The sequence below is a fragment of the Micromonospora sp. NPDC023956 genome (assembly GCF_040639195.1).
Lineage (GTDB): Bacteria > Actinomycetota > Actinomycetes > Mycobacteriales > Micromonosporaceae > Micromonospora.
Genome location: NZ_JBEZZN010000008.1, coordinates 254,513 through 278,035 on the forward strand (window position 1 = coordinate 254,513; position 23,523 = coordinate 278,035).

The 23,523-nt window shown below is 74.8% G+C and carries 19 protein-coding genes; 14 read left to right on the forward strand and 5 right to left on the reverse strand.

Annotation, left to right across the window (positions count from 1 at the left end):
* Positions 1–45: 45 nt before the first annotated feature.
* The 6 genes from rimO to AB0F58_RS18070 all read left to right on the forward strand — a co-directional run bounded on the left by rimO (position 46) and on the right by AB0F58_RS18070 (position 5,258).
* Positions 46–1,539, forward strand: a complete 1,494-nt coding sequence (gene rimO, locus AB0F58_RS18045) for a 30S ribosomal protein S12 methylthiotransferase RimO (protein WP_357143812.1) — start codon at positions 46–48, stop codon at positions 1,537–1,539.
* A 68-nt stretch (positions 1,540–1,607) separates the two neighbouring features.
* Positions 1,608–2,198 (forward strand): CDP-diacylglycerol--glycerol-3-phosphate 3-phosphatidyltransferase, encoded by a 591-nt coding sequence (pgsA, locus tag AB0F58_RS18050; RefSeq protein ID WP_357143700.1) that lies wholly within the window; start codon positions 1,608–1,610, stop codon positions 2,196–2,198.
* A 49-nt stretch (positions 2,199–2,247) separates the two neighbouring features.
* Positions 2,248–2,802, forward strand: a complete 555-nt coding sequence (locus AB0F58_RS18055; RefSeq protein WP_357143702.1) for a CinA family protein — start codon at positions 2,248–2,250, stop codon at positions 2,800–2,802.
* 159 nt (positions 2,803–2,961) lie between these two features.
* Positions 2,962–3,396, forward strand: a complete 435-nt coding sequence (locus tag AB0F58_RS18060) for a helix-turn-helix transcriptional regulator (protein WP_357143704.1) — start codon at positions 2,962–2,964, stop codon at positions 3,394–3,396.
* A gap of 189 nt (positions 3,397–3,585) precedes the next feature.
* Positions 3,586–4,449 (forward strand): PspA/IM30 family protein, encoded by an 864-nt coding sequence (locus AB0F58_RS18065; protein WP_357143706.1) that lies wholly within the window; start codon positions 3,586–3,588, stop codon positions 4,447–4,449.
* A 23-nt stretch (positions 4,450–4,472) separates the two neighbouring features.
* A complete protein-coding gene (locus tag AB0F58_RS18070; protein WP_357143708.1) occupies positions 4,473–5,258 on the forward strand; it encodes a hypothetical protein in 786 nt (261 codons plus the stop codon).
* Here the strand turns inward: AB0F58_RS18070 and AB0F58_RS18075 are convergent.
* The 4 genes from AB0F58_RS18075 to AB0F58_RS18090 all read right to left on the reverse strand — a co-directional run bounded on the left by AB0F58_RS18075 (position 5,255) and on the right by AB0F58_RS18090 (position 11,137).
* Positions 5,255–8,953 (reverse strand): hypothetical protein, encoded by a 3,699-nt coding sequence (locus AB0F58_RS18075; protein WP_357143710.1) that lies wholly within the window; start codon positions 8,951–8,953, stop codon positions 5,255–5,257. The genes AB0F58_RS18070 and AB0F58_RS18075 overlap by 4 nt on opposite strands.
* Positions 8,954–9,082: 129 nt before the next feature.
* Complete coding sequence (locus AB0F58_RS18080) at positions 9,083–9,925, reverse strand: DNA-formamidopyrimidine glycosylase family protein (protein WP_357143712.1); 843 nt, start codon at positions 9,923–9,925, stop codon at positions 9,083–9,085.
* Between the two features lie 135 nt (positions 9,926–10,060).
* Positions 10,061–10,303: a CPCC family cysteine-rich protein gene (locus AB0F58_RS18085; RefSeq protein WP_357143714.1), complete on the reverse strand. Its 243-nt coding sequence runs from the start codon at positions 10,301–10,303 to the stop codon at positions 10,061–10,063.
* 48 nt (positions 10,304–10,351) lie between these two features.
* The gene (locus AB0F58_RS18090) at positions 10,352–11,137 is read right to left on the reverse strand and encodes an SAM-dependent chlorinase/fluorinase (RefSeq protein WP_357143716.1); all 786 of its coding nucleotides are present in this window, start codon (positions 11,135–11,137) and stop codon (positions 10,352–10,354) included.
* Between the two features lie 170 nt (positions 11,138–11,307).
* Between AB0F58_RS18090 and AB0F58_RS18095 the strand changes: the two genes are divergently transcribed.
* A complete protein-coding gene (locus tag AB0F58_RS18095; protein WP_357143719.1) occupies positions 11,308–11,907 on the forward strand; it encodes a hypothetical protein in 600 nt (199 codons plus the stop codon).
* A 30-nt stretch (positions 11,908–11,937) separates the two neighbouring features.
* On the opposite strand, the gene AB0F58_RS18100 is transcribed toward AB0F58_RS18095, so the two are convergent.
* Positions 11,938–16,530: an ATP-dependent helicase gene (locus tag AB0F58_RS18100; protein WP_357143814.1), complete on the reverse strand. Its 4,593-nt coding sequence runs from the start codon at positions 16,528–16,530 to the stop codon at positions 11,938–11,940.
* 196 nt (positions 16,531–16,726) lie between these two features.
* Here AB0F58_RS18100 and AB0F58_RS18105 point away from each other — a divergent pair, with 196 nt between their 5' ends.
* From AB0F58_RS18105 to mnhG, 7 genes are all read left to right on the forward strand, one after another.
* Positions 16,727–17,137: a hypothetical protein gene (locus tag AB0F58_RS18105; RefSeq protein ID WP_357143721.1), complete on the forward strand. Its 411-nt coding sequence runs from the start codon at positions 16,727–16,729 to the stop codon at positions 17,135–17,137.
* 108 nt (positions 17,138–17,245) lie between these two features.
* Positions 17,246–20,080: a Na+/H+ antiporter subunit A gene (locus tag AB0F58_RS18110; RefSeq protein WP_357143723.1), complete on the forward strand. Its 2,835-nt coding sequence runs from the start codon at positions 17,246–17,248 to the stop codon at positions 20,078–20,080.
* The gene (locus AB0F58_RS18115; RefSeq protein WP_357143725.1) at positions 20,077–20,703 is read left to right on the forward strand and encodes a Na(+)/H(+) antiporter subunit C; all 627 of its coding nucleotides are present in this window, start codon (positions 20,077–20,079) and stop codon (positions 20,701–20,703) included. Before AB0F58_RS18110 ends, AB0F58_RS18115 begins: the two co-directional genes overlap by 4 nt.
* Complete coding sequence (locus AB0F58_RS18120; protein ID WP_357143727.1) at positions 20,700–22,196, forward strand: Na+/H+ antiporter subunit D; 1,497 nt, start codon at positions 20,700–20,702, stop codon at positions 22,194–22,196. The genes AB0F58_RS18115 and AB0F58_RS18120 overlap by 4 nt, the downstream gene beginning before the upstream one ends.
* Positions 22,197–22,237: 41 nt before the next feature.
* The gene (locus AB0F58_RS18125) at positions 22,238–22,819 is read left to right on the forward strand and encodes a Na+/H+ antiporter subunit E (RefSeq protein ID WP_357143729.1); all 582 of its coding nucleotides are present in this window, start codon (positions 22,238–22,240) and stop codon (positions 22,817–22,819) included.
* The gene (locus AB0F58_RS18130) at positions 22,816–23,079 is read left to right on the forward strand and encodes a monovalent cation/H+ antiporter complex subunit F (protein ID WP_357143731.1); all 264 of its coding nucleotides are present in this window, start codon (positions 22,816–22,818) and stop codon (positions 23,077–23,079) included. The genes AB0F58_RS18125 and AB0F58_RS18130 overlap by 4 nt, the downstream gene beginning before the upstream one ends.
* Positions 23,076–23,411 (forward strand): monovalent cation/H(+) antiporter subunit G, encoded by a 336-nt coding sequence (mnhG, locus tag AB0F58_RS18135; RefSeq protein WP_357143733.1) that lies wholly within the window; start codon positions 23,076–23,078, stop codon positions 23,409–23,411. The genes AB0F58_RS18130 and mnhG overlap by 4 nt, the downstream gene beginning before the upstream one ends.
* Positions 23,412–23,523 lie beyond the last annotated feature (112 nt).

The following is a 23,523-nucleotide window of genomic DNA, read 5'->3' on the forward strand; positions in this document are numbered from 1 at the left end:
CCCACCGACGGTTCCCGCTCGGCGCGTCCGGCGTCACGCCCGGACCTGGAGCCGTCGTCCCCCGCTGACGGTCGTCGGGTCGCCCTGCTGACCCTGGGCTGTGCCCGCAACGAGGTCGACTCGGAGGAGTTGGCCGCCCGCCTGCACGCCGACGGTTGGCAGGTGACCACCGACGGCGAAGGGGCCGACGTGGTGGTGGTCAACACCTGCGGCTTCGTGGAGAAGGCCAAGCAGGACTCCATCCAGACCCTGCTGGCCGCCGCGGAGAGCGGTGCCCGGGTGGTCGCCGCCGGCTGCATGGCCGAGCGGTACGGGCGGGAGCTGGCCGACAGCCTGCCCGAGGCGCAGGCCGTGCTGAGCTTCGACGACTACCCGGACATCTCCGCCCGGCTGACCTCGGTGGTCAACGGTGAGGCCGTCGACGCGCACACCCCGCGCGACCGGCGCGAGCTGCTGCCGCTCACTCCGGTGGCCCGGCGGGACAGCGCGGTGTCGCTGCCCGGCCACGGCGCCCCGGTCCGCCCCGAGGCCCCGGTGACCGACGCGCACACCCCGGCGCACCTGCGCCAGGTGCTCCGCCGCCGGCTCGACACCGGTCCGGTGGCCTCGCTGAAGCTGGCCAGCGGCTGCGACCGGCGCTGCGCGTTCTGCGCCATCCCCGCCTTCCGGGGCGCCTTCGTCTCGCGCACCCCGGACGAGCTGCTCGCCGAGGCGGAGTGGCTGGCCAAGACCGGGGTGCGGGAGCTGGTGCTGGTCAGCGAGAACTCGACCTCGTATGGCAAGGACCTGGGTGACCCCCGCGCCCTGGAGAAGCTGCTGCCGCAGCTGGCCGCGATCGACGGCATCGTCCGGGTGCGGGCCAGCTACCTCCAGCCGGCCGAGACGCGTCCGGGCCTGGTCGAGGCGATCGCCACCACCCCCGGGGTGGCCGCGTACTTCGACCTCTCCTTCCAGCACTCCAGCGAGCCGGTGCTGCGCCGGATGCGCCGCTTCGGCTCCACGGACCGCTTCCTGGAACTGCTCGCCAGCGCCCGCGCGCTGGCCCCGGAGGCGGGGGCCCGGAGCAACTTCATCGTCGGCTTCCCCGGCGAGACCCGGGGCGACGTCGAGGAACTGGTCCGGTTCCTCACCGCCGCCCGGCTCGACGCGATCGGCGTGTTCGACTACAGCGACGAGGACGGCACCGAGGCCGCCGGACTGCCGGGCAAGGTCTCCGCCGCCACCGTCAAGCGGCGGTACGACAAGATCAGCGCACTCGCCGACGAGCTCTGCTCGCAGCGCGCCGAGGACCGGCTGGGCTCAACCGTCGAGGTCCTGGTGGACTCGGTCGACGGCGCGGTGGTCGAGGGCCGGGCCGCCCACCAGGCCCCCGAGGTGGACGGTTCCACCACGCTGGTCGCCCCGTCCGGCGGCGGTGTCGACCTCGCCGCGCTGCGTCCGGGCGACCTGGTCCGGGCGACGGTCACCGGCACCGAAGGGGTGGACCTGATCGCGGTCCCGGATGAGATGATCTCGGCGGCGCCCGGCGCGGCACGGTGACGGCGGGCTCTGACGGAGCGGGGGAGCCAGGTGGTGCGGTACCGGGAACACCGGATCGGAGCGCCCACGTGACCGGGACGGCCGACTCGACGCCGGCGGCCGTGGTGGCGCCGGTGCCGGTGCTCAACGCGGCCAACGCGCTGACCGCGCTGCGGCTGCTGCTGGTGCCGGTCTTCATGGCGCTGGTGGTCGTCTCGGAGATGACCCACACCGGCTGGCGGGTGGCGGCCTGCCTGGTCTTCGCCCTCGCCTCGGCGACCGACTTCGTGGACGGCTGGATCGCCCGCCGGTTCGCCCTGGTCACCTCGGTCGGCAAGGTGGCCGACCCGATCGCCGACAAGGCCCTCACCGGAGCCGCGTTGCTGCTGCTCTCCTGGTACGCGGTGCTCCCCTGGTGGGTGACCGTGGTGATCCTCACCCGGGAACTGGGGGTGACCCTGATCCGGTTCTGGGTGATCCGGCACGGCGTCATCGCGGCCAGCCGGGGCGGCAAGGCCAAGACCGCGCTCCAGATCCTCGCCATCGTCTGGTACCTCTGGCCGGTGCCGGGTGACGCGGCCGGAGCCGCCCCGTGGATCATGGCCGCCGCGGTGGCCGTGACGGTGCTCACCGGCTTCGACTACGTCGCCCGCGCGCTGCGGCTGCGTACCCCGCGGTGAATCGTCCTCCGGTGGTTCATCCGGCCGGGCCGGGGGAAGGAACGCGGGCATGGTGGTACGTAGTGATCAAGCGACGAGGCGGCACGGCGGGGGCGGGCGGTCGGTGACCGATCCGGCGGCCGGGGTCGTGCACCGGCTCGCCGAACGGGGGGAGACCCTGGCCACGGTCGAGTCGCTGACCGGGGGGTCACTGGCCGCCTCGATCGTCGAGATCGCCGGGGTCAGCGGGATCTTCCGGGGCGGGCTGGTGGTGTACGCGACCGAGTTGAAGGCCCGGCTGGCCGGCGTACCCGAGGGGCTGCTCGACGACCGCGGACCGGTCGACCCGGACGTGGCGGTCGCCCTCGCCGAGGGCGGACGCCAGCGTTGCGTCGCCGACTGGGGGCTGGCCACCACCGGGGTGGCCGGCCCGGAGCCGCAGGACGGCAAGCCGGTGGGGATGGTCTTCGTCGCGGTCGCCGGACCGAACGGGACGGCGGTCCGCGAACTCGACCTCGACGGGGGCCGCGACCGGATCCGGTCGACCGCCGTGGACGAGGCGTTGCGGCTGCTCACCGAGCAGATCATCGCCGCCGGGGAGGCCGCCGCCAGCGCTCCCCGCTGACCGCTGCGGGCCAGGAGTCCGGGCGGGGTGGTATGTCGCGGGGGCCCGTAACGGGTACGGTTGCGGGAAGGCTCCGACGGTACGGTATCGGTGTCGGGACGGCTGACGGTCTCCGGCGTGATCCGGTCGCCGGGCAGAGGTCCCGTCAAGGGAGGTGCGATGATCCTGCTACGTCGGGTGATCGGTGACGCACTGCGGGCACGCCGGCAGGGACAGCACCGCACCCTGCGCGAGGTCTCCTCGTCCGCGAACGTCAGCCTGGGCTACCTCTCCGAGATCGAGCGCGGCCAGAAGGAGCCCTCCAGCGAGCTGTTGGCGGCCATCTGCGACGCGCTCGGTGCCCGCCTCTCCGAGGTCCTCCGTGAGGTCAGCGACACCGTGGCGCTGGCCGAGCAGATGCCGGGCGTGCTGGTGCCGGTCGCCGAGGAGCCGGTGGGCCGCCCGTCGGTCCGCAAGGTCGCTCCGCAGGGGGTCCGGCAGGTCACCGCCGACGGTCCGGTTCCGGTGGCCGTCCGACAGGACTCCCCGCTCAAGGCCACCCTGCGCACCACCCGGGTCCGCCCGGCCGAACGGGACGTGGTCTGCGCCGCCTGACCGGCCCGGGTCGTCACGTGGTCGACCTGGCGTCGGCCACGTAGGGTTGATCAGCAGGTCGTCCGGTCCGCGCCACGGCTGCCGGCACTGGCGCCCGGCTGCGAGGATGGATACGCCGCCGGCGTGCCGGGCGGTCCGTCCGGCACAGGTCACCGGGCGCAGCGAAGCGACTGAGGGGATACCGCGGAGATGGCGAACCCGTTCGTCAAGGGTTGGAAGTACCTCATGGCGCTCTTCGGCGCCCGGATCGACGAACACGCCGATCCGAAGGTGCAGATCCAGCAGGCCGTCGAAGAGGCGCAGCGCCAGCACCAGTCGCTGGTCCAGCAGGCCGCAGCGGTGATCGGCAACCAGCGTCAGCTGGAGATGAAGCTCTCCCGGCAGATGTCCGAGGTCGAGCGCCTTCAGGGGATGGCCCGGCAGGCTCTCGTCCTGGCCGACCAGGCGCGGGGCAAGGGCGACGAGGCCGAGGCGACGCGGTACGAGCAGTCCGCACAGACCCTCGCCACCCAGCTCGTCTCGGCGGAGCAGGCCGCCGAGGACCTGAAGACCCTGCACGACCAGGCCATCAGCGCGGCGGCCCAGGCCCGGCGCGCGGTGGAGAACAACTCGATGATCCTCCAGCAGAAGCTGGCCGAGCGCACCAAGCTGCTCAGCCAGCTCGAACAGGCCAAGATGCAGGAGAGCGTGGCCCGCTCGCTGGAGTCGATGTCCGCCCTCACCGCACCGGCCAACACGCCCAGCCTGGACGAGGTGCGGGACCGGATCGAGCGGCGGTACGCCAACGCGATGGGCCGCGCCGAACTGGCCGGGAACTCGGTCGAGGGCCGGATGCTGGAGATCCAGAAGTCCACGCTCGACTCGGCCGGGTCGTCCCGGCTGGAGCAGATCCGGGCGAGCATGTCCGGCGAGCAGCTCGCCGGCCGGCAGCAGCAACCCGGCCGCGAGCAGGCGGCACCGGCCGCCGACCCGGCTGCGGCGGCCCGCCTGGACGAGATCCGGGCCAGCATGGGCCGTGACCGGGGCACCGGGGACACCACCGCGGCCGGTTGAGCGGCCGGGGCGAGGAGGTAGGCGTGGCAGACGAGCGAGCGCGGTACTTCCGACGGCTGGACCGGTTGCGCCGGTCCGCCCGACGGTGGAGCGTCACGGCCGGCGGGCTCGGTGGCGCGGCGGCGGTCCTCACCCCGTACGCCGGGCTCGGTCTGCCCGACGCGGCCTGGGCCGGCGCGGCGGGCAGTGCGCTGATGCTGGCCGCCTGGCGGTGGATCGACCTGCGGGCCCACGCGGCACGGCCGGCCCCACCCCCGCTCGACCCGGCCGAGGCCGCCGCCCGCTCCCGGGCCCGGCTGGTCGCCGCCGTGGAACGCCTCCCGGCCGGTCCGAACGTGCTCGCCGAGGTGCGTCGGGCTCGGGCCCGGATGGCGCTGCGCGGCACCGCCGCGGCCGAGCCGTGGGCCCGGCTGGACCGGGCCGCGTTGACGCTCGCCGGGATGGCCGGCCGGCTCACCGGGCTGGCCGACCCGGCGGTGCTCGAGGCGGCGGCGGCCGACCGGTCCCTGCGGGACCTGGCCGAGCGGGTGGCGAGCGTGGAACGGACGGTGCGGCTCGCCCCGTCACCGGCCCGCGAGTCGCTGGCCGAGACGCACCGGATCCTGCTCGGGCAGCTCAGCGACGGGGTGGCCGCGTACGAGCGGCTCGTCGTCGCGGCCGCCGGGTACGTCGCCGAGGACGCCCGCCCCGGTGCCGGCAACCCGGCCGCGTCCCGGCTGACCGAGGCGACCGACCTGCTGCACGGGGTGGCCTCCGCCCTGGCGGAACTGCGCGGGATCGGCGAGCCGCAGCGGGCCCCCAGCCACTAGCCCGCTTCCGCGTCGCCGGCCCGGCCGGGGGTGGTGACCGGCACCGCTCCGGTGAACGCCGAACTGCCGACGACGTTGAACGCCCGCACCCGGTACCAGTAGGTGACCCCGCGTCCCAGCCCGGTGTTGGTGAAGCCACGCCCGGAAACGGTGAAGGTGGTCAGCTCCTGGGAGAAGGCCGGGTCGGCGGCGCGTTCGACGACGAAGCCGCAGCCCACCCCGGAGGCGGTGCCGGGGGTCCATCGGAGGATCACCGTCGCGCTCTCCGGGGCCGTCGCGCAGGTCGTGGCGATCACCGCGGTCGGGGTCCTCGGCACGGGCGGGGTGGTGACCACGCCGACGGTGGACCAGGGTGAGGCGGTACCGAGGTAGGTGGTGCGGACCCGGTAGTAGTAGGTGGTCTCCGGGGCGACCGTCAGGTCCAGGTACTGGTCGGTGACTCCGACGGCCGTGGTGCCGGGACCACTGGTGAAGGTCGGGTTGGTGGCCCGCTGCACGTCGACGCCGGTGGCGAAGGACCGGTTGGTCCAGCGCACCGCGATCCGCAGTGGCGCGGTGGCGGCGAGCACCGCGCCCAGTCCGGTCGGCGCGGCGAGCCGGACCGCCGCGAGGACCCCGTTGGACCACGCCGAACAGGCCACCGCGTTCTCCGCCCGGATCCGGTAGTGGTAGGTGACGCCCGGCGTCACGGTGGCATCGACGTACCGGGTCGCGGTGGCGGCCACGGCCAGCACGGTGACCGGCCCGGCGAAGGTGCTGTCGGTGGCCCGCTCCAGCCGGTGCCGGGTGGCCGGCGGTCGATCGCCGTTGTCGGTCCAGGCCAGCGCGATCGCGGGCAGTGCGACGGCCGAGCCCGGCACCGGGGTGGCGTTCAGTCCGGTGGGCGCCCGGGGGGAGACCCGTACCACCAGGGGACGGTCCATGCCCTGATCCCGGTGGGCGGCGAGCTGGCTGTGCCAGCGGTACTCCCAGCCCAGGCCGATCGGGGCGGCGTTCGCGCCGACCGGATCGAGGGGACGGCGGCAGTCGCCGACGGTGAACGGCAGGCCGGGCGGGACGGGCCGTACCGCCACCACCACGTCCTCGTGCGGATCGACCCGGACGGTCTCCTTCCAGCCCCGCTCGTCCGGCGCCGGGGAGCGGACCGTGCCGTCCCGGGCGACCCGGTTGACCAGTTGCACGTCGCCGCCGCCGAGGTGCAACGGTTGGGTCAGCCGCCCCTCCCCCCGGATCCGCCAGAGCTGGGTGCCGTCACCGGGTGACCCGACCGGCACGGCCGGATCGGTGGCGTACAGGATCTCGGTGGGCGGGTCGTCCGGCTCCCGGGGCACCGGGTCGCCGCCGGGCAGGCCGGGTCGGGGGAGCGGGAGGCGGTCGGCCGGTGCGGAGCCGGCCGGCGGCGCGGCGGCTGCCTCCGAGCGGCGGAGCGGGGCGGCGAGCCGACCGGTCAGCCGACCGTGGCCCGGCTCGAAGACCTCCCGGACGGCCCGGTCGGCCACCGGCAGGGTGACCGGGCCGGCCGCGCCGACCGGGGTGAAGCTGACCGAGGTGGCGTGCACCGGGACGGTCGTCTCCCGCTCGGTCCGGGTGCCGAAGGCCCGGTCGTACGCCGGCTGCGGCACGATGGGCGGTGGCTGGCTGGCCGCGTAGGCGGCGGGCAGCCGGTCCCGCAGCCGGTCCAGGTCGTACCGTCCGGCCGGGGTGCCGGTGACCCGGACCTGGAGCAGGGTGCGGGTGTCCGGGCCGTACCCGGGCACCGCGCCGGGTGAGCCGGTGTGGTGGTCGTACCGGGGGTCGCCGCCGGGGAGCGGGGCGGGGCAGTCGTTGTAGAGGATCAGCGTGCTGCCCGGGGGCACGGTGGCGAAGTCGACCACCACGTCGGCCCGCTCGCCGGGGGTGAGCAGCAGGGTGTGCCCGTCGACGTTGAGCACGGTCGCGTCGAGCCGGTCGTACCGGTAGCCGACCGGACGGTTGGCCAGCACCACCGGGGCGGGCAGCAGGCCGCACTCGTTGCCGATCCGGATGATGTCCGGGCCGGCGGCTCGGGGGTCCGGGACGCCCCCGTCCCGCCCGTCGGTCGGCCAGCACGCCGGGTGGTCGGGGCCACGGACCGCCGCCACCATGGGCACCTCGCCCGCCCCGGCGTCGGCGAGGCTGCCGTCGACGTGCCACATCGGCTGGTCCGAGCGGGCCCGGTAGAGCTGGAGGTTCAGGCTCCGGTCCGGGCAGGCGTTGAGGATCCGGAACCGGTACGCGCGCGGCTCGACCGTCAGGTACGGGTAGGCGGCGCCGTTGACCAGCGGGGTGTCCCCGTACACCTGCGGCACCGCCGACGGGTGCGGCACACCCGGCGCCAGCGGCGGTTGCTCGGGGGCGGTCACCGGGTCGTGGTACGGGTTCGGCATCGGGCCGTGCCGGACCGCCGCGCCCTCCGGGTGCCGGCACCAGGGGCCGTAGTCCCAGCGGCCGGTCGGGTTGCGTCCGTCCGGGTGGAACGGGTTCTGCCGGGGCTGGTAGACGTGCGGGTACCAGAGGCTGCCGCAGGCCCCCCACCGGTCCCGGTCCCAGGTCGGGTCCTCGGCGGCGAGCTGTGCGTCGTCCGGGACGAAGGTCCGGTCGGTGACCACCAGCGGGATCTGGTCGGCCGGGAGGACGCCGTCGGCGACCAACCGTTCCTCGGCCGGGTCGACGAGCAGGTAGGGAGCGATCTGGCCGGTGTAGGTGGTGAGCCGGGACAGGCCGAGGGTGTTGTCGTGGAACCACATCAGCCGGCCGCTCTGGTCGTTCGGGTAGTACAGCGTGGTGGCTCCCGGGCCGGGCGTCGGCATGTCCGGTACGGGGGTCAGCCCGGGGCCGGTCGGGTACGGGGTGATCTCCCCGGCCGGCGTGATCCACTGGGTGGGGTTGCCGGCGCTGATCCAGGCGGTCCGGGCTCCCTGGAGGCGGAGCACCGCCCGGTTCTGCGAGTACGGTGCCGGCCCGTCCAGTGGACCGGTACCCGCCCCGGGCAGGCTCGTGTCGACCGGCAGGAACAGCTCACCGGCCCGCCCGGTGGGCAGTTGGTTGATGAACTTGATCCGCACCGGCCGGTCCCGACGCGCCACGATCATCGGCCCCAGGTGGTACGCCCGCGCGGGCGGGGCGACGGTGTTGTGCCCGTGCCGGTCGGTGCCGAGGTTGAGCTGGCGGTACCCGCGCAGCCGGGTCGGCGGCAGGTCCCGGTGCAGGCGTTGGACGTACTCCTGGAGGCCGATCTCGTAGTAGTCGCAGCCCGGGTGGCTGATCGTGTCGGGCACCGCCACCGGCAGGTAGCCGCCCAGCGCGTTGGCCCGGCCGGGCCCCGCCCCGGGCAGCGCGTCGACGAACTTGCGCAGCCCGCTGCCGGTGATCACCCGCCCGGTGCCGTCATGCCGGGGGCGAGGGCTGGTGGCGACGTTCGGTTCCGGACCGAAACAGCGCGGGACGGCCGCCGGGTCCAGGGCGGCCGGCGGACCCGGCGCGGCGTCCGGGACCGGTACGGCGTCCGGAACCGGTACGGCGTCCGGGACCGGTACGGCGTCCGGAACCGTTACGGAGCCGGCCCCGGTGGCCGGCGGGACCGCCGGGTCGGGTGGGGGCGGGGTGGGGGCGCTCCGGGCCGCCGGAACCGTGCCGGGCGCCGTCCGGGCGGGGCGGAGTCTGCGGAAGATGGCCATGGTGTCCCCCCGGGGACGGGGGTACGACGACCGTCACCCCGGTGTGGCCGGGAGTCGTACCCGTGGCGCGGCGCTGACGATGGGTAAGCGCTTCATCGCAGCATGCGACAGGTGCCCCGGGCGGGGGAATTACCCAATCGTGTCGATTTGGTGGTGCGCCGGTGGGCGGTCCGGCTGACAGCTGGGGCACCAGTAGGTGACCCGGTCGCCCAGTTCCCGTTTGCGGACGGCCGTGCCGCAGCGCCGGCACGGCTGGGCGCGGCGCCCGTACACGTAGCTGGTCTCGCCCCGGCGCAGCGAACCGGTGGTGCTCTGCGTCCACCGGCCCCGGTTGGCGGCGAGCAGCCGCTGGGCGAGGTCGACCAGGCCGGGCAGGTCCGGCACCTCGGCGACCGGGGTCCAGGGGGAGATGCCGCGCAGGAAGAGCAGCTCACACTTGTAGAGGTTGCCGACCCCGGCGAGGTTGCGCTGGTCGAGCAGGGCCTCGCCGACGCGGGCGCCCGGATCGGTCGCCAGCCGGCGGACCGCCTCGGCGGCGTCCCAGTCCGGGCCGAGCAGGTCCGGGCCGAGGTGACCGACGAGCGCGTCCTCCTCGGCCGTGGGCACCAGGGCGACCTCGTGCAGGTGGTAGCCGACGGCGACCGCCTCGGCCGTACGCAGGACCACCCGGATCAGGTGCGCCGGGCGTCCCGTCCACCGCTCGCCCGGCGCGTACGTGCGCCAGGCGCCGTCCATCCGCAGGTGCGAGTGCAGCGTCCAGGCCGTGTCCCGGCTCCCGGACCCTCCGGTGCCGGGAGACGTCAGCCGGAGCAGCAGGTGCTTGCCCCGGCTGGCGCAGCCGTTCACCACCGCGCCGGTGAGGTCGGTGGTGGCGAGCTGCGGCACCCGGAAGTCGGATCCGGTCAGCCGGCCGCCCGCCAGCGCGCGGTCCAGCACGCGGGCGGTGTTCCAGACGGTGTCACCCTCGGGCACCCGTCCATCCTGCCTCGGCGTGCCGCCCCGGGCACGGGGACGGGCCGGTGGGCCGGGCACGCGCCGGCTGTCCGGCCCGGCCGGGAACGGCGGCCGGGCCGCGGCTCGGGGCCGGACGTCAGCCGGGGCGGGGGGTCAGGGGTGCTCGTCCGGCCGGGGCGGGCGGACCGTCTCCTGGTACCGGGGGTGGCTGGCGCCGTAGATGGCGAAGTTGAGTCGGGCGTGGGACAGGCTCAGGTCGCCGTTGGGGCCGCCCCGGACCGTCTCGGCGTCCGCGTCGCCCTGACCGTCGTCTGTCCAGAAGCAGACCGGACAGGTGCCGCCACCGGTCCGGAACCCGCAGCAGGGACAGGTCGCTGGAACCCACTGCTCGCCCACCCTCCGAGCATTCCACAGTGGGTGGTACCGGCGCAGGCGGGGACCGGCTCAGTCCGGATGGCGGACCAGCACCGGATCGCCGGGGCGTACCCCCAGCCGGTCCGCCGCCCGACCCCCGTTCACCGCCACCGCGACCCGGTCGGCCGAATCGACGTAGATCACCAGCTGGCCCGGGGCCGCGTCGCCGAAGGTCCGTCCGTGCACCGCCTCGTGTCCACCCACCCGCAGCGTCCCCGGCCGGCCGGCCAGCACCGACGGGGGTGCGGTGAGCTGGACGTTGCCGAAGTGGTCGACGGTGAGCACCTCGGCGGTGAATCCCGCCGTGGTCACCTCCAGCACCGGCTCCGGCAGCCGGACCAGGTCGGCCGGGTCGATCTGCGGGCCCGCCCCGGCCAGGGCCGCCCCCTCGGCCAGCCGGGCGGCGACCGGAGCGAAGACGTCCCGGCCGTGGAAGGTGCGGGACACCCCCGGGGCCAGCCAGTCCGGGTTGGTCAGCTCGACCGCCGCGCGGACGCCGCCCAGCGCCTCGGCGGCCGGCACCAGCAGCCCGTTGTCCGGCCCGACCAGCAGCCCGCCGGGCGCCTCGAGGGCGACGCCGCGTCGACTGGTGCCGACCCCGGGATCGACCACCGCGACGTGCACGGCCGCCGGCAGGTACGGCACGGTCTGGGCGAGCACCGCCGCCCCGTGCCGGACGTCGGCCGGCGGCACCAGGTGGGTCACGTCGATCACACGGACCTGCGGCGCCAGGCGGGCGAGCACACCGTGGCAGGCAGCCACGAACCCGTCGGAGAGCCCGTAGTCCGTGGTCAACGACACCCACCCGAAGCCCATGGCTCCACCCTAGATCCTTCCGTCCGACCCGCGGCGCCCCGGTCCGGCCCGTCGTCGTGGCGGCAGCCCCGCCGGCCGGGGGGTGCGGGGCGGCGGCCGGGGCCGTTGGTGGCCGGGTGTCGACCGACCGGCCCTCGCACCGCCGGGAACGGTTCGGCAGACTACGAGGGGTGAGCCCCGGACCCCGTACCCTGACCGTCACCGCCCTGCTCGTGCTCGCCACCGCCCTCACCGGCTGTGGTGACGACACCGACGACCGGCCCGACAGCGCCGCCTCGGCGGACGCGCCCGTGTGGGCCACCCCGGCGGAGGGCACCCCGTCGGCGACGGCCCCGTCGGCGGCCCCGAACGCCGGAGCGACCCCGAGCGGTCCGCCCCGGTCCGGTCGACCGACCCCGCCGCCGGTCGCCCCCGGCGAGCCCGGTCGGTCCAGCACCCCGCCGTTCGTCATGCCGACCCGCTCGGCCGGCGCGCCCGGCGCCCGACAGGTGGTGGACGCGTTCCGGGCCGCGAAACTGCCCGTCTCCGGCGTCCGTGACCGCTCGGTCGACTGCGGACCGGACGGTGCCGGGTTGGGCTGCGCCGAGCTGCTCGTCACCGACGCCGTCTCGGTGTACGTCTTCCCGGACGAGGCGAACGCGGTGAACCGGGCCGACATGTGGGGCGCCGACGCCTACCGCAAGGGCACCGTGGTGCTCGGTTACCTGGGCACCACCACCAGCGCCGAGCAGCGGAAACGCTACAACGCGGCGCTCGCCGCCCTGGGCTGAGCCGCCGGCTCGGGTCCGGCGGGCCCGGTGTCAACCGCGCAGGCGCAGGCCGCGCGGGGTGGTCCGGAAGCCGGCGGCGGTGAGCGCGTCGCACAGGGGTGAGGCGTGCACCGCTTCCCCGTCGGCCCGCTCCACCGAGATCGCGCCGAGCGCGCCGGAGTGCACCGCGTCGGCCAGGGCCTTGGCCGCTCCGGTGAGGGCCTCGGCCTCGGCGCTGAACGACAGGATCGTCCGCCCGCCGCGCTCGACGTAGAGGACCAGCTCCCCGTCGACCAGCACGACCAGGGCACCGGCCTTGCGGCCGGCCCGGTGACCGGTCGCGGGGGCGGAGCCGTCGCCGGAGTCGACCACCCGTTCGGGCCAGGGCAGCGCCGCCCCGTACGGGTTGGCGGGGTCGGTCGCCGCCAGCACCACCGGCACCGCACCGCGCGGCCGGGTGGCGTCGGCGGTGTCGGCGAGGGCACGCAGGCGGTCCACCGCGCCGGGTACCGCGAACTGCGCCGCCCCCAGCCCCTCCACGAAGTACCCCCGCCGGGCTGTCCCGCGTTCCTCCAACGCCGACAGCACCGGATAGACCGCGGCGAACCCGCCGGTCACCTGCTCCGCGACGACCGCGCCCCGGGTGAGCACCCCGTGCCGTTCCAGCAGCAGGTCGGCCAGGGCGGCGGCCCGCCGGGTCGGGTCGGTGTCCCGGTCGGGCAGCCGGGACCAGCGCCCGGCCACCGTCGGGGGACCGCTCCGGGCGGGCAGCGCCACCCGGCCGGGACGGCGGTAGCGGGTGCGCGGGGCGGTGGGTCGGGCCCGGTGCGCCCCGCCCCCGCCGAGCAGCGCGCGCAGCGGGGCGAGCGTGTCGTTGGTGAGGTGACCGGCCCAGACCAGATCCCACAGCACGGCGGTGAGCGCCGCGTCGTCGGTGGCACCCACCCGGTCGGAGAGCGAACGGAAGAAGAGCGCCTGCCCGTCGGCCAGTGCGTCCAGCACCGCCTGGTGCGCCGGGGTGAAGGTCAGCGCCTCGTCGGCCGGGGGGAGCAGCAGGGGCGCGGCGTCGGCGTACGCCAGGGTGACCCAGCCGTCCCCGCCGGAGATCGCCCCCGAACCGGCCCAGACCAGCTCGCCGCTGGCGCAGAGCTCGTCGAGGAAGGCGGGCGAGTAGTCGGCCACCCGGGCCGGCAGGACCAGCCGTTCCAGGGCGGACGCCGGCACCGCCACGCCCTGAAGCTGTTCGAGCGCGGCGGCGAGCGCCTCCACCCCGCGCGCGGTCGCGCCGACCTGCTGCCAGCGCGGCAGGAAGGTGGCGAGGGCCCGGGGCGGCACCGGTTCGATCTCCCGGCGGAGCGCGGCCAGGGAACGGCGGCGCAGCAGACGCAGCACCTCCGCGTCGCACCACTGGGTGCCGGCGCTCTCCGGTAGGAACTCGCCGGAGACCACCCGGCCGGTCGCGGCGAGCCGGCGCAACGCCTGCTCCACCACGGCGACCCCGAGTCCGAGGCGGGCCGCGCAGGTCGCCGCCGGGAACGGCCCGTGGGTCCGGGCGTACCGGGCGATCAGGTCGCCGAGCGGGTCGGCGACCGGGGAGAGGTACGCCTCCGGCACCCCGACCGGCAGTGCCACGCCGAGCGCGTCCCGCAGCCGGGCGGCGTCCTCGACACCGACCCAGCGCTCCTGGCCGGCGATGCGCAGTCGCAGCACCCGACGGGCGGTGGCGAGCCCGGTCAACCAGTCCGCCGGTACGCCCCGCTCGGCCAGCTCCGCGTCGGTCAGGTCGCCGAGGACCCGGAGCAGTTCGACCACGTCCTCGGCGTCCCGGGGCCGGCGCTGTTCGGTCAGCCAGCGCAGCTGCCGGTCCGTCTCGGCGAGCACCGTCGGGTCGAGCAGCTCGCGCAGGTCCACCCGGCCGAGCAGCTCGCCGAGGAGGCCGGAGTCCAGGGCCAGGGCAGCGGCCCGCCGCTCGGCCAGCGGGGCGTCCCCCTCGTAGAGGAACGCGCCGACGTACCCGAACAGCAGCGAGCGGGCGAACGGTGACGGCTGGGACGTCTCCACCTCGACCAGGCGGACCCGGCGGGTGGTCAGCTCCCGCATCAGCGTGGTCAGCGCGGGCAGGTCGAAGACGTCCTGGAGGCACTCCCGGGCCGCCTCCAGGGTGACCGGGAAGTCGGCGTACTCCCGGGCGACGTCGAGCAGTTGCGCGGCCCGCTGCCGCTGCTGCCAGAGCGGCTGGCGGCGGCGCGGGTCCCGGCGGGGCAGCAGCAGGGACCGGGCCGCGCACTCGCGGAACCGGGCGGCGAACAGCGCCGACGTGCCGACCGACTCCTCGACGAGCTGGGTGATCTCGTCCGGGTCGAAGGCCACCACGTCGGCACCGGGGGGCGATTCGGCGGTGTCCGGCAGGCGGACCACGATGCCGTCGTCGGAGGGCATCACCTGGGCGTCCACGCCGTACCGCTCGGCCAGCCGGCGGCCGATGGCCAGCGCCCACGGCCCGTTGACCCGGGCGCCGAGCACGCTGTGCACGGCCAGCCGCCAGTCGCCCAGCTCGTCGCGGAAGCGCTCGACCACCACCGTCCGGTCGTCCGGCAGGGACCGGGTGGCGGCCCGCTGCTCGCGGAGGTACGCCATCAGGTTGCCGGCGGCCCAGTCGTCCAGTCCACCGGCCCGCAGCGCGGCCACCGCGGCCTCGTCGTCCTGCCGCAGCAGGGCCCGCACCCGGGCGCCGATCGCCCGGCCCAACTCGACCGGGCGGCCCGCCTGGTCGCCCTTCCAGAACGGCATCCGGGCGGCCTGCCCGGGTGCGGGGGAGACCAGCACCCGGTCGGGGGTGATCTCCTCGATCCGCCAGGACGAGGAACCGAGCAGGAAGACGTCACCGACCCGGGACTCGTAGACCATCTCCTCGTCCAGCTCGCCGACCCGGGCGGCGCGTTCCGCCCCGGCCAGGAAGACGCCGAACAGCCCCCGGTCGGGGATGGTCCCGCCGCTGGTCACCGCGAGCCGCTGCGCGCCCGGTCGGCCGGTCAGCACGTCGGCGGCGCGGTCCCAGACCAGCCGGGGGCGCAGCTCGGCGAAGGCGGTGGACGGATAACGGCCGGAGAGCATGTCCAGCACCGCGTGCAGGGCCGAGTCGGGCAGCTCGGCGAAGGGCGCGGCCCGGCGGATGACGGCGGCCAGGTCGCCGATCGGCCACGGCTCCATCGCGACCATCGCGACGACCTGCTGGGCGAGCACGTCGAGCGGGTTACGCGGATGGTGCAGCTCCTCGATCGCCCCGGCGGCCATCCGGTCCGCCACCACCGCGCAGGAGAGCAGGTCGCCCCGGTGCTTGGGGAACACCACGCCCCGGGAGACGGCGCCGACCTGGTGCCCCGCCCGCCCGACCCGTTGCAGACCGGCGGCCACGCTCGGCGGCGCCTCGATCTGCACGACGAGGTCGACCGCGCCCATGTCGATGCCGAGTTCGAGGCTGGAGGTGGCGACCACGCAGGGCAGCTGCCCGGACTTGAGCGCCTCCTCGATGTGCTTGCGCTCCTCCCGGGAGACGCTGCCGTGGTGGGCGCGGGCGATCACCGGCGCGACCCCCTCGGCGGTGCCGGACTGGGCGACGATCTCGGCCGGCAGCCGTCGGGAGGGCGGGACGCTCCGGTCGGACGCGGCGTCGACTGCCGGTCCGTCGACTGCCGGTCCGTCGGCTGCCCGATCGCCGGCCGACGAGGGCTCGGCGGCCAGTTCGTTGAGCCGGGCGCAGAGCCGTTCGGCGCTGCGCCGCGAGTTGGTGAAGACGATCGTCGAACGGTGTGCCCGGACCAGGGCGAGGACCCGCTCCTCCACCGCCGGCCAGATCGAGGCCCGGCGGGGACCGGGCCCGCCGAGGTCGTCCCCGGTCGGTTCGACCTCGTCGAGCCGGGCCATGTCCGCCACCGGCACCTGGACGCTGAGCTCGATGGTCTTGGCGGCCGGTGGCTGCACCACGTCGACCGGTCGGGAGCCGCCCAGGAACCGGGCGCAGGCGTCGATCGGGCGGACCGTGGCGGACAGGCCGATCCGCTGCGCCGGACGGGGCAGGAGTTCGTCGAGACGTTCCAGGGAGAGCGCCAGGTGGGCGCCGCGCTTCGTGCCGGCCACCGCGTGCACCTCGTCGACGATCACCGTCTCGACCCCGCGCAGGGACTCCCGGGCGGCCGAGGTGAGCAGCAGGAACAGCGACTCCGGGGTGGTGATGAGGATGTCCGGCGGGGTGCGCGTGAAGGCCCGGCGCTCGTCGGTCGGGGTGTCACCGGTACGCATGCCGACGGTGACGTCGGGGGGCGTGACGCCGAGCCGGGTGGCCGCCTGCCGGATTCCGGCCAGCGGGGTGCGCAGGTTTCGTTCGACGTCCACCGCCAGCGCCTTGAGCGGGCTGACGTAGAGCACCCGGCAGCGTCGTCGCCGGTCGTCCGGGACCGGCTCCCGGGCCAGCCGGTCCAGGGACCACAGGAACGCGGCGAGCGTCTTGCCGGAGCCGGTGGGGGCGACGACCAGCGCGTGCCGGCCGGCGGCGACCGACCGCCAGGCACCCGCCTGCGCGGGAGTGGGCGCGGCGAAGGCGGCGCTGAACCACTCCCGGGTCGGTGCCCCGAACCCCGCCAGCATCTCCGTCACGTCCCCATCCTGCCGCGCGGGTGCGACAACCCCACGTCCACCGCGCGCCCCGGGCGGGGGACGGTGTCCGGCTGGGCGCGTACGGGGCAAGATGGGCTGGTTGCGCGTTAAGTCTTACTTAACTGCTTGCTAGTGACCGGAAACATACAGTAACTTTTCCCGCATCGCCGGGTCGGGAGGGGGCCGGATGGCCGTGGAGCGAGGCTCGGAGGCCGGCACCGACGTGCTCATCCGCAAGGTCGACAGTCATCTCACCACCGTTCGGGCCGGCCTGCACGGCGCCGAGCTGGAGCTGGCCGAGCGACTCGCCCGGTGCCTGCGGGAGCTGGTCGTGCAGACCGCGCAGGCCAGCGCCGCCGACCGGGCGCAGGTGCGGGCCGCCGTGCACTACTTCGTCCTGCGGCGGGAGAGCCGGGGTCAGTTGCTCGCCGTGCGGTCCCTCGCTGCGGCGCAGCGTCTGGTCAACAAGGTGGCCGTCCAGCTCGGTCGCCCGGACCTGCTGGTGGAGTCGCGCCGCGACCGCGCGCTGCGCGAGTCGCCCGTCCCGGCCGGCGGTCGTCCCGTCGACCGGTTCGGGGGTTGGCCACCGACCGGGTAGAAAACCGGGTGTTTTTCGCAAAACCCCACAGACGGCCCACCTCCTGACGTGTGATCCCTGGTAGCCGGAGAGCGCCCCACCGGGTGCTGCCACCTACCGGGAGGACGCGTGCTCGTACTGCTGATCCTCCACCTCGTGGCGGCCCTGCTCGCGCCGCTGCTGGTGCGCTGGTGGGGGCTCCGGGCCTGTTACCCCCTGGCGCTGGCCCCCGCCGCCGCCTTCGCCTGGGCGCTCGCGCGGACGCCGACGGTCCGCGACGGCGGCGCGCTGACCGAGAACTATCCCTGGATCCGTCAACTCCACCTCGACCTGGCGTTGCGGGTGACCACCCTGTCCTGGCTGATGACCCTGCTGGTCGGCGGGATCGGCGCGCTGGTGCTGGTGTACTGCGCCGGCTACCTCGCCCCGGACGAACCGGGCCTCGGCCGTTTCGTCGGCGTCCTCGTCGCCTTCGCCGGGGCGATGCTCGGTGTCGTCCTCGCCGACAACCTGCTCCTGCTCTATGTCTGCTGGGAACTCACCACGGTCTTCTCGTACCTGCTGATCGGGCACGATCCGGAGCGGCGGGCGAGCCGCTGGGCCGCCGCCCAGGCGCTGACCGTGACCACGCTGGGCGGGCTGGCGATGCTCGTCGGGTTCGTCATGATCGGGCAGCGGGCCGGCACGTACCGCTGGTCGGAGATCGTCGCCGCACCGCCCGGCGGCGGGTACCTGACCGTCGCGGTCCTGCTCGTCCTGGCCGGGGCGTTGACGAAGTCGGCTGTCCTGCCGTTCACCGCCTGGCTGCCGGCGGCGATGGCCGCGCCCACCCCGGTCAGCGCCTACCTGCACGCGGCGGCCATGGTGAAGGCCGGCGTCTACCTCGTCGGCCTGCTCGCCCCGGTGCTGGCCCAGACCCCGCCCTGGCGGCCGGTCACCGCCGTGGCCGGGCTCGCGACCCTGGTCGTCGGCGGCTGGGCGGCGCTGCGCCAGACCGACCTGAAGCTGCTGCTGGCGTACGGGACGTTGAGCCAGCTCGGGCTGCTGATGGCGGTGACCGGAGCGGGCACCCGGGAGGCGGCGCGGGCCGCGCTCGCGCTGCTCCTGGCGCATGCCCTGTTCAAGGCGACGCTGTTCCTGGTCGTCGGCGTCGTCGATCACGTCGCCGGGACCCGGGACCTGCGTGAGCTGACCGGGCTGCGACGTCGACTGCCGGTGCTCTGGGCGGTCGCGCTCCTGGCCGCCGCGTCGATGGCCGGGGCCCCGCCACTGGTCGGTTTCGTCGCCAAGGAAGCCGTGCTGTACGCGTTCCTCCACGACCCACTCGCCCTCGGCGTCGTGCTGGCCGGTTCGGCCCTCACCGTGGCCTACAGCGCCCGGTTCCTGTGGGGGGCGTTCGGGGACAAGCCCGGCGTCGACCCGGTGCCCGTCACGCGGCCGGCCGGCGCGCTCGTGCTCCCCCCGGCACTGCTGGCCCTGACCGGGCTCCTCCTCGGGCCGCTCGCCGACCCGGTCGATGCCCTGCTCGTCCCGTACGCCGAGGCGTTCCCCGGGGGTGATCACCCGCTGGCGCTCTGGTCCGGACCGCAGCCCGCGCTGTGGTTGTCCCTGTCGGTGCTGGCCGCGGGCGGGCTGCTCTTCCTGCTGCGCGCCCCGCTCGCCCCGGTGCTGGCCCGGGTTCGGTTCCCGGTCCTCGATCCGGAGCCCTACGAGAGGATCACCCACGTCTTCGACCGGTTCGCGATCATGCTGACCGGCCGGATCCAGCGCGGCTCACTGCCGCAGTATCTCGGCACCATCCTCGTCGTGCTGGTGGTGCTCCCGGGCGGGGCGATGCTGCTGGTCCGGCCCTGGCCGATTCCCACCCGGCTCTGGGACAGCCCGATGCAACCGCTGGTCGGCCTGATCATCACGGTGGCGGCAGTGCTCGCCGTGGCCGCCCGGACCCGGCTGACCGCCATGCTGCTGGTCGGCGTGACCGGGTACGGCACCGCGATGATCTTCGTGGTGCACGGCGCCCCCGACCTGGCGCTGACCCAGATCCTCGTCGAGACCGCGACGATCACCTTCTTCGTGCTGGCGTTGCGCCGGCTGCCGCCCCGCTTCTCGGTCCGCCCGCGACGGCGCGGCCGGTGGGTCCGCCGGGGGATCGGGGTGGCCGTCGGCGCGGTCCTCGCCGGCCTGGCCGTCGCGGCCTCCGGTAGCCGGCGCCTGCCGCCGGTCTCGGTGGACTTCCCCCGGCTCGCCGTCGAGGAGGCGTACGGCAACAACGTGGTCAACGTGATCCTGGTCGACATCCGCGCCTGGGACACCGTCGGCGAGATCTCCGTACTCGTGGTGGCGGCGACCGGTGTGGCCAGTCTGATCTTCGAACGGTCCCGCACCGACCCCCGCCCGCGTCGCCGGGGCCCGTCCACCGTCCGCCCCGAGCCCGGTCAACGGGTCTGGCTCCGGGGCGGGCCGACGCTGCACGAACGCCGCCGCTCGCTGGTCTTCGAGGTGGTCACCCGGCTGATCTTCCACAGCGTGGTGCTCTTCTCCCTCTTCCTCCTCTTCTCCGGCCACAACGCGCCCGGGGGCGGCTTCGTCGGCGGCCTGGTGGCGGCGCTGGCGCTGACCCTGCGCTACTTGGCCGGCGGCCGGTACGAGCTGGAGGACGCCGCCCCGGTGGGAGCCGGTTCGGTGCTCGGCGTGGGGCTGGGGACCGCAGTGGGCAGCGGGGCGGTCGCCCTGCTGACCACGGGAAATCTGCTGGAGAGCGTCCGGGTCGACCTGAGCCTGCCCGTGATCGGCGACTTCTACCTGATCACCTCGCTCGTCTTCGACATCGGTGTGTACCTCGTCGTCATCGGCCTGGCACTGGACGCCCTGCGCACCCTCGGCGCCGAGGTGGACCGCCAGATCCAGAACGCGGGTCAGTCGGCGCGGGGGCTGGCGGCCGACCGGCGGGGAGGGCAGGGGTGACCGACTCGGACGGACCCACACTGGTGCTGGCGCTCGTCGTCGGGGTGTTCGCCGCGACCGGTGTCACCCTGTTGCTGGAGCGCAACCTCACCCGGATCCTGCTCGGCGTGATCCTCCTCAGCAACGGGATCAACGTGCTCATCCTGCTCAGCAGCCCGGCCGGCGAGGCGCCGCTGGCCGACACCACCCCGGCGGACCAGATGAGCGACCCGCTGCCCCAGGCCATGATCCTCACCGCCATCGTGATCACCCTGGGGCTGTCCGCGTTCCTGCTGGCCGTGGCGTACCGGAGCTGGTTGCTCACCGCGCACGACGAGGTCCGGGACGACCCGGAGGACCGGCAGCTCGTAGGGCTCGCCGACCGCGGCGCCCCGCCGGTGGCGGACCAGGGCGGAGAGGGCCCGGGGGACGGCCCCGAGCGGGGGGACCACTCACCGGACGCGCCCGAACCGTCGCACCCGGCCGGGCGCGGCGCGGTCGACCCCCGCCGCGCGGACGGCGACACTCCCACCGACACCGACACCGACACCGACACCGACACCGACACCGACACCGACACCGACACCGACACCGACACCGACACCGACGGCGGCGCGCCGGGCGATCCTGGGCTTCGCCGATGACCGCCCTGGTCCCCCTGCCGGTGCTGATGCCGCTGCTGGGCGCGGCGCTGACCCTGGTGCTGCCGTGGGCGCGGGCGCAGCGGGCGGTCAGCGTGTGCGTCCTGACCGCCACCCTCGCCGTCTCGGCGGTGCTGCTGGTCGACGTGTACGCCGAGGGGCCGCTGGTGGTCCGGATCGGTGGTTGGGCGCCACCGGGCGGGATCGTGCTGGTCGCCGACCAGCTCGCCGCGCTGATGTTGACCATCTCGACGGCGGTGACGCTCTGCGTGCTGCTGTACTCCATCGGCCAGGGGCAGTCCGACCTCGGCGAGGGCACCCCGGTCAGCATCTTCCACCCCACCTACCTGGTGCTGACCGCCGGTGTCACCAACGCGTTCCTCGCCGGCGACCTGTTCAATCTCTTCGTCGGGTTCGAGATGCTGCTGACCGCGAGCTACGTGCTGATCACCCTGGGCGGCACGGACGTCCGGATCCGCACCGGTTCGACGTACGTGGTGGTCAGCATCCTCGCGTCGATGATCTTCCTGAGCGCGGTGGGGCTGGTCTACGCGGCGACCGGCACGGTGAACCTGGCGCAGCTCGCCGGCCGGCTCGACACCCTGCCGGCGGACCTGCGGCTGGCACTGCAACTGATGCTGCTGCTGGCCTTCGGCATCAAGGCCGCCGTCTTCCCCCTGTCGGCCTGGTTGCCGGACAGCTACCCGACCGCACCCGCCCCGGTCACCGCGGTCTTCGCCGGCCTGCTCACCAAGGTCGGCGTGTACGCGATCATCCGGACCGAGACGCTGCTCTTCCCGGGCGGGCAGGCCGACGCACTGCTGATGGTGGTGGCCGGGCTGACCATGCTGGTCGGCATCCTGGGCGCGGTGGCCCAGTCGGACCTGAAACGGCTGCTCTCCTTCACCCTGGTCAGCCACATCGGCTTCATGATCTTCGGGATCGGCTTGAGCACGGTGGCCGGACTGACCGGCGCGATCTACTACGTGATGCACCACATCACCGTCCAGACCACGCTCTTCCTCGTGGCCGGCCTGATCGAAGTGCGCGCCGGCAGCACCGACCTGCGCCGTCTCGGCGGGCTGGCCCGGGTCAGCCCGCTGGTCGCCGTGCTGTTCTTCGTCCCGGCCATGAACCTCGCCGGTATCCCTCCGTTCCCGGGTTTCCTCGGCAAGCTCGGCCTCTTCCAGGCCGGCGCGGCGGTCGGCGGGGCACTGCCCTGGACTCTGGTGGCCGCCGGGGCGGTGACCAGCCTGTGCACGCTCTACGCCGCCTCCCGGGTGTGGAACATCGCGTTCTGGCGGTCACCCCGGCCCACCGGCGAGACCGCCCCCCTGCCCCGCCTGATGGTCGGCACGACGGTGGCCCTGGTGGCGCTCGGCGTGGCGTTCAGCCTGGCCGCCGGGCCGCTCTTCGCGGTGACCGGGAACGCGGCGGAGGATCTCACCCGGCGTACCCCCTACGTCCGGGCCGTCCTGCCCGAGGGCGCCCCGTGAACCCGGACCCGTCGACGCCCGCGTCCGGCCCCCGTCGGCGGTTGGTCCCCGGGACGGCCCCCGGTCGTGCCCGCGCCGCGCGCTGGCGGGAACGGCTGATCGCCGCCGGGTGGATGGTGTTGATCTGGAACCTGCTCTGGGGACGGTTCACCGTCGGCAACCTCCTCGGTGGGGTGGCTGCCGCGGTGGTGGTGCTGGTGTTCTTCCCGCTGCCCCCGGTCACCCTGGACAGCCGGCTCCGCCCCGGCCCGCTGCTGCGCTTCGCGGTGCGGTTCGCCGGGCAACTGGTCGGCGCGAGTATCCACGTCGCCTGGGTCGCCGTCCGCCCGTGGTACCGGCCGCGCAGCGCGATCATCGCGGTCCCGTTGCGGGTGCGGACCGACCTGAACCTGGCCCTCACCGCCGAGGTGATCTCCCTGGTGCCGGGGAGCCTGATCATCGATGTCGACCGGGACGCCGGCCTGCTCTACGTCCATGTCTTCGACGTCCGCGGACCGCAGGACCTGTCCCTCGCCCGACGACGGATCGGAGACGTCGAGCGGCGCATCGTCCGTGCCGTCGGCTCTCCCGCGGAGGTCCGGCTGCTGGAGACCACCCCCGTCGAGAAGGGAACCGCACCATGAACCTGGCCGTGATCGTCGTTCTCACCGTCCTGCTCTCCGCCACCGCGCTGTTCGCGCTGGTCCGGATCGTGCGGGGCCCGTCCCTGCTCGACCGGCTGGCCGCCACGGAACTGCTGCTGGCCACCATGATCGCCGCGGTGGGCACCGAGGCGGCGGTGCACCGGCAGACCACGACCCTGCCGGTGCTGGTGGTGCTCTCACTGCTGGGGTTCCTCGGCTCGGTGGCGCTGGTCCGGTTCGCCGTCGGGGAGGAATCGTGAACGTCGCCGGGCTGGCCGACCTGCTCGCCTCCGCCTGCCTGCTCGCCGGTGCGCTGCTCAGCGTGGCCGCCGGGATCGGGGTGCTGCGCCTGCCGAACGCCCTCGACCGGATGCACACGGTCACCAAGCCGCAGGTGCTGGGGGTGCTGCTGATCCTGCTGGGCCTCGCGCTACGCCTGCGCAGCCCGACCCACCTGGGCATGATCCTGCTGGTCGGACTCTTCCAGGTGGCCACCGCGCCGGTCACCGCGCAGATGATCGGCCGGGCCGTCTACCGGTCCGGCCGTTTCGACCGGGACCTTCTGGACGTCGACGAGCTCGCCGACGAGTGAGATCGCTTCCTCCGACCTCCGGGCGGCGCACAGCCGGGGCCGATAAAATGACCCGCATGATCGACTCTTCTGCCCCGGAGGGCAGCAGTAGCCGGCCGGGTACGACCCGGCT

Coding starts and splice junctions, on each gene's coding strand:
- AB0F58_RS18065 (WP_357143706.1), top strand. CDS start 3,586: ATGGCGAACCCGTTCGTCAAGGGTTGGAAGTACCTCATGGCGCTCTTC.
- AB0F58_RS18105 (WP_357143721.1), top strand. CDS start 16,727: ATGGCCGTGGAGCGAGGCTCGGAGGCCGGCACCGACGTGCTCATCCGC.
- AB0F58_RS18100 (WP_357143814.1), bottom strand. CDS start 16,530: ATGCTGGCGGGGTTCGGGGCACCGACCCGGGAGTGGTTCAGCGCCGCC.
- AB0F58_RS18055 (WP_357143702.1), top strand. CDS start 2,248: ATGGTGGTACGTAGTGATCAAGCGACGAGGCGGCACGGCGGGGGCGGG.
- AB0F58_RS18060 (WP_357143704.1), top strand. CDS start 2,962: ATGATCCTGCTACGTCGGGTGATCGGTGACGCACTGCGGGCACGCCGG.
- AB0F58_RS18090 (WP_357143716.1), bottom strand. CDS start 11,137: ATGGGCTTCGGGTGGGTGTCGTTGACCACGGACTACGGGCTCTCCGAC.
- AB0F58_RS18120 (WP_357143727.1), top strand. CDS start 20,700: ATGACCGCCCTGGTCCCCCTGCCGGTGCTGATGCCGCTGCTGGGCGCG.
- AB0F58_RS18130 (WP_357143731.1), top strand. CDS start 22,816: ATGAACCTGGCCGTGATCGTCGTTCTCACCGTCCTGCTCTCCGCCACC.
- AB0F58_RS18075 (WP_357143710.1), bottom strand. CDS start 8,953: ATGGCCATCTTCCGCAGACTCCGCCCCGCCCGGACGGCGCCCGGCACG.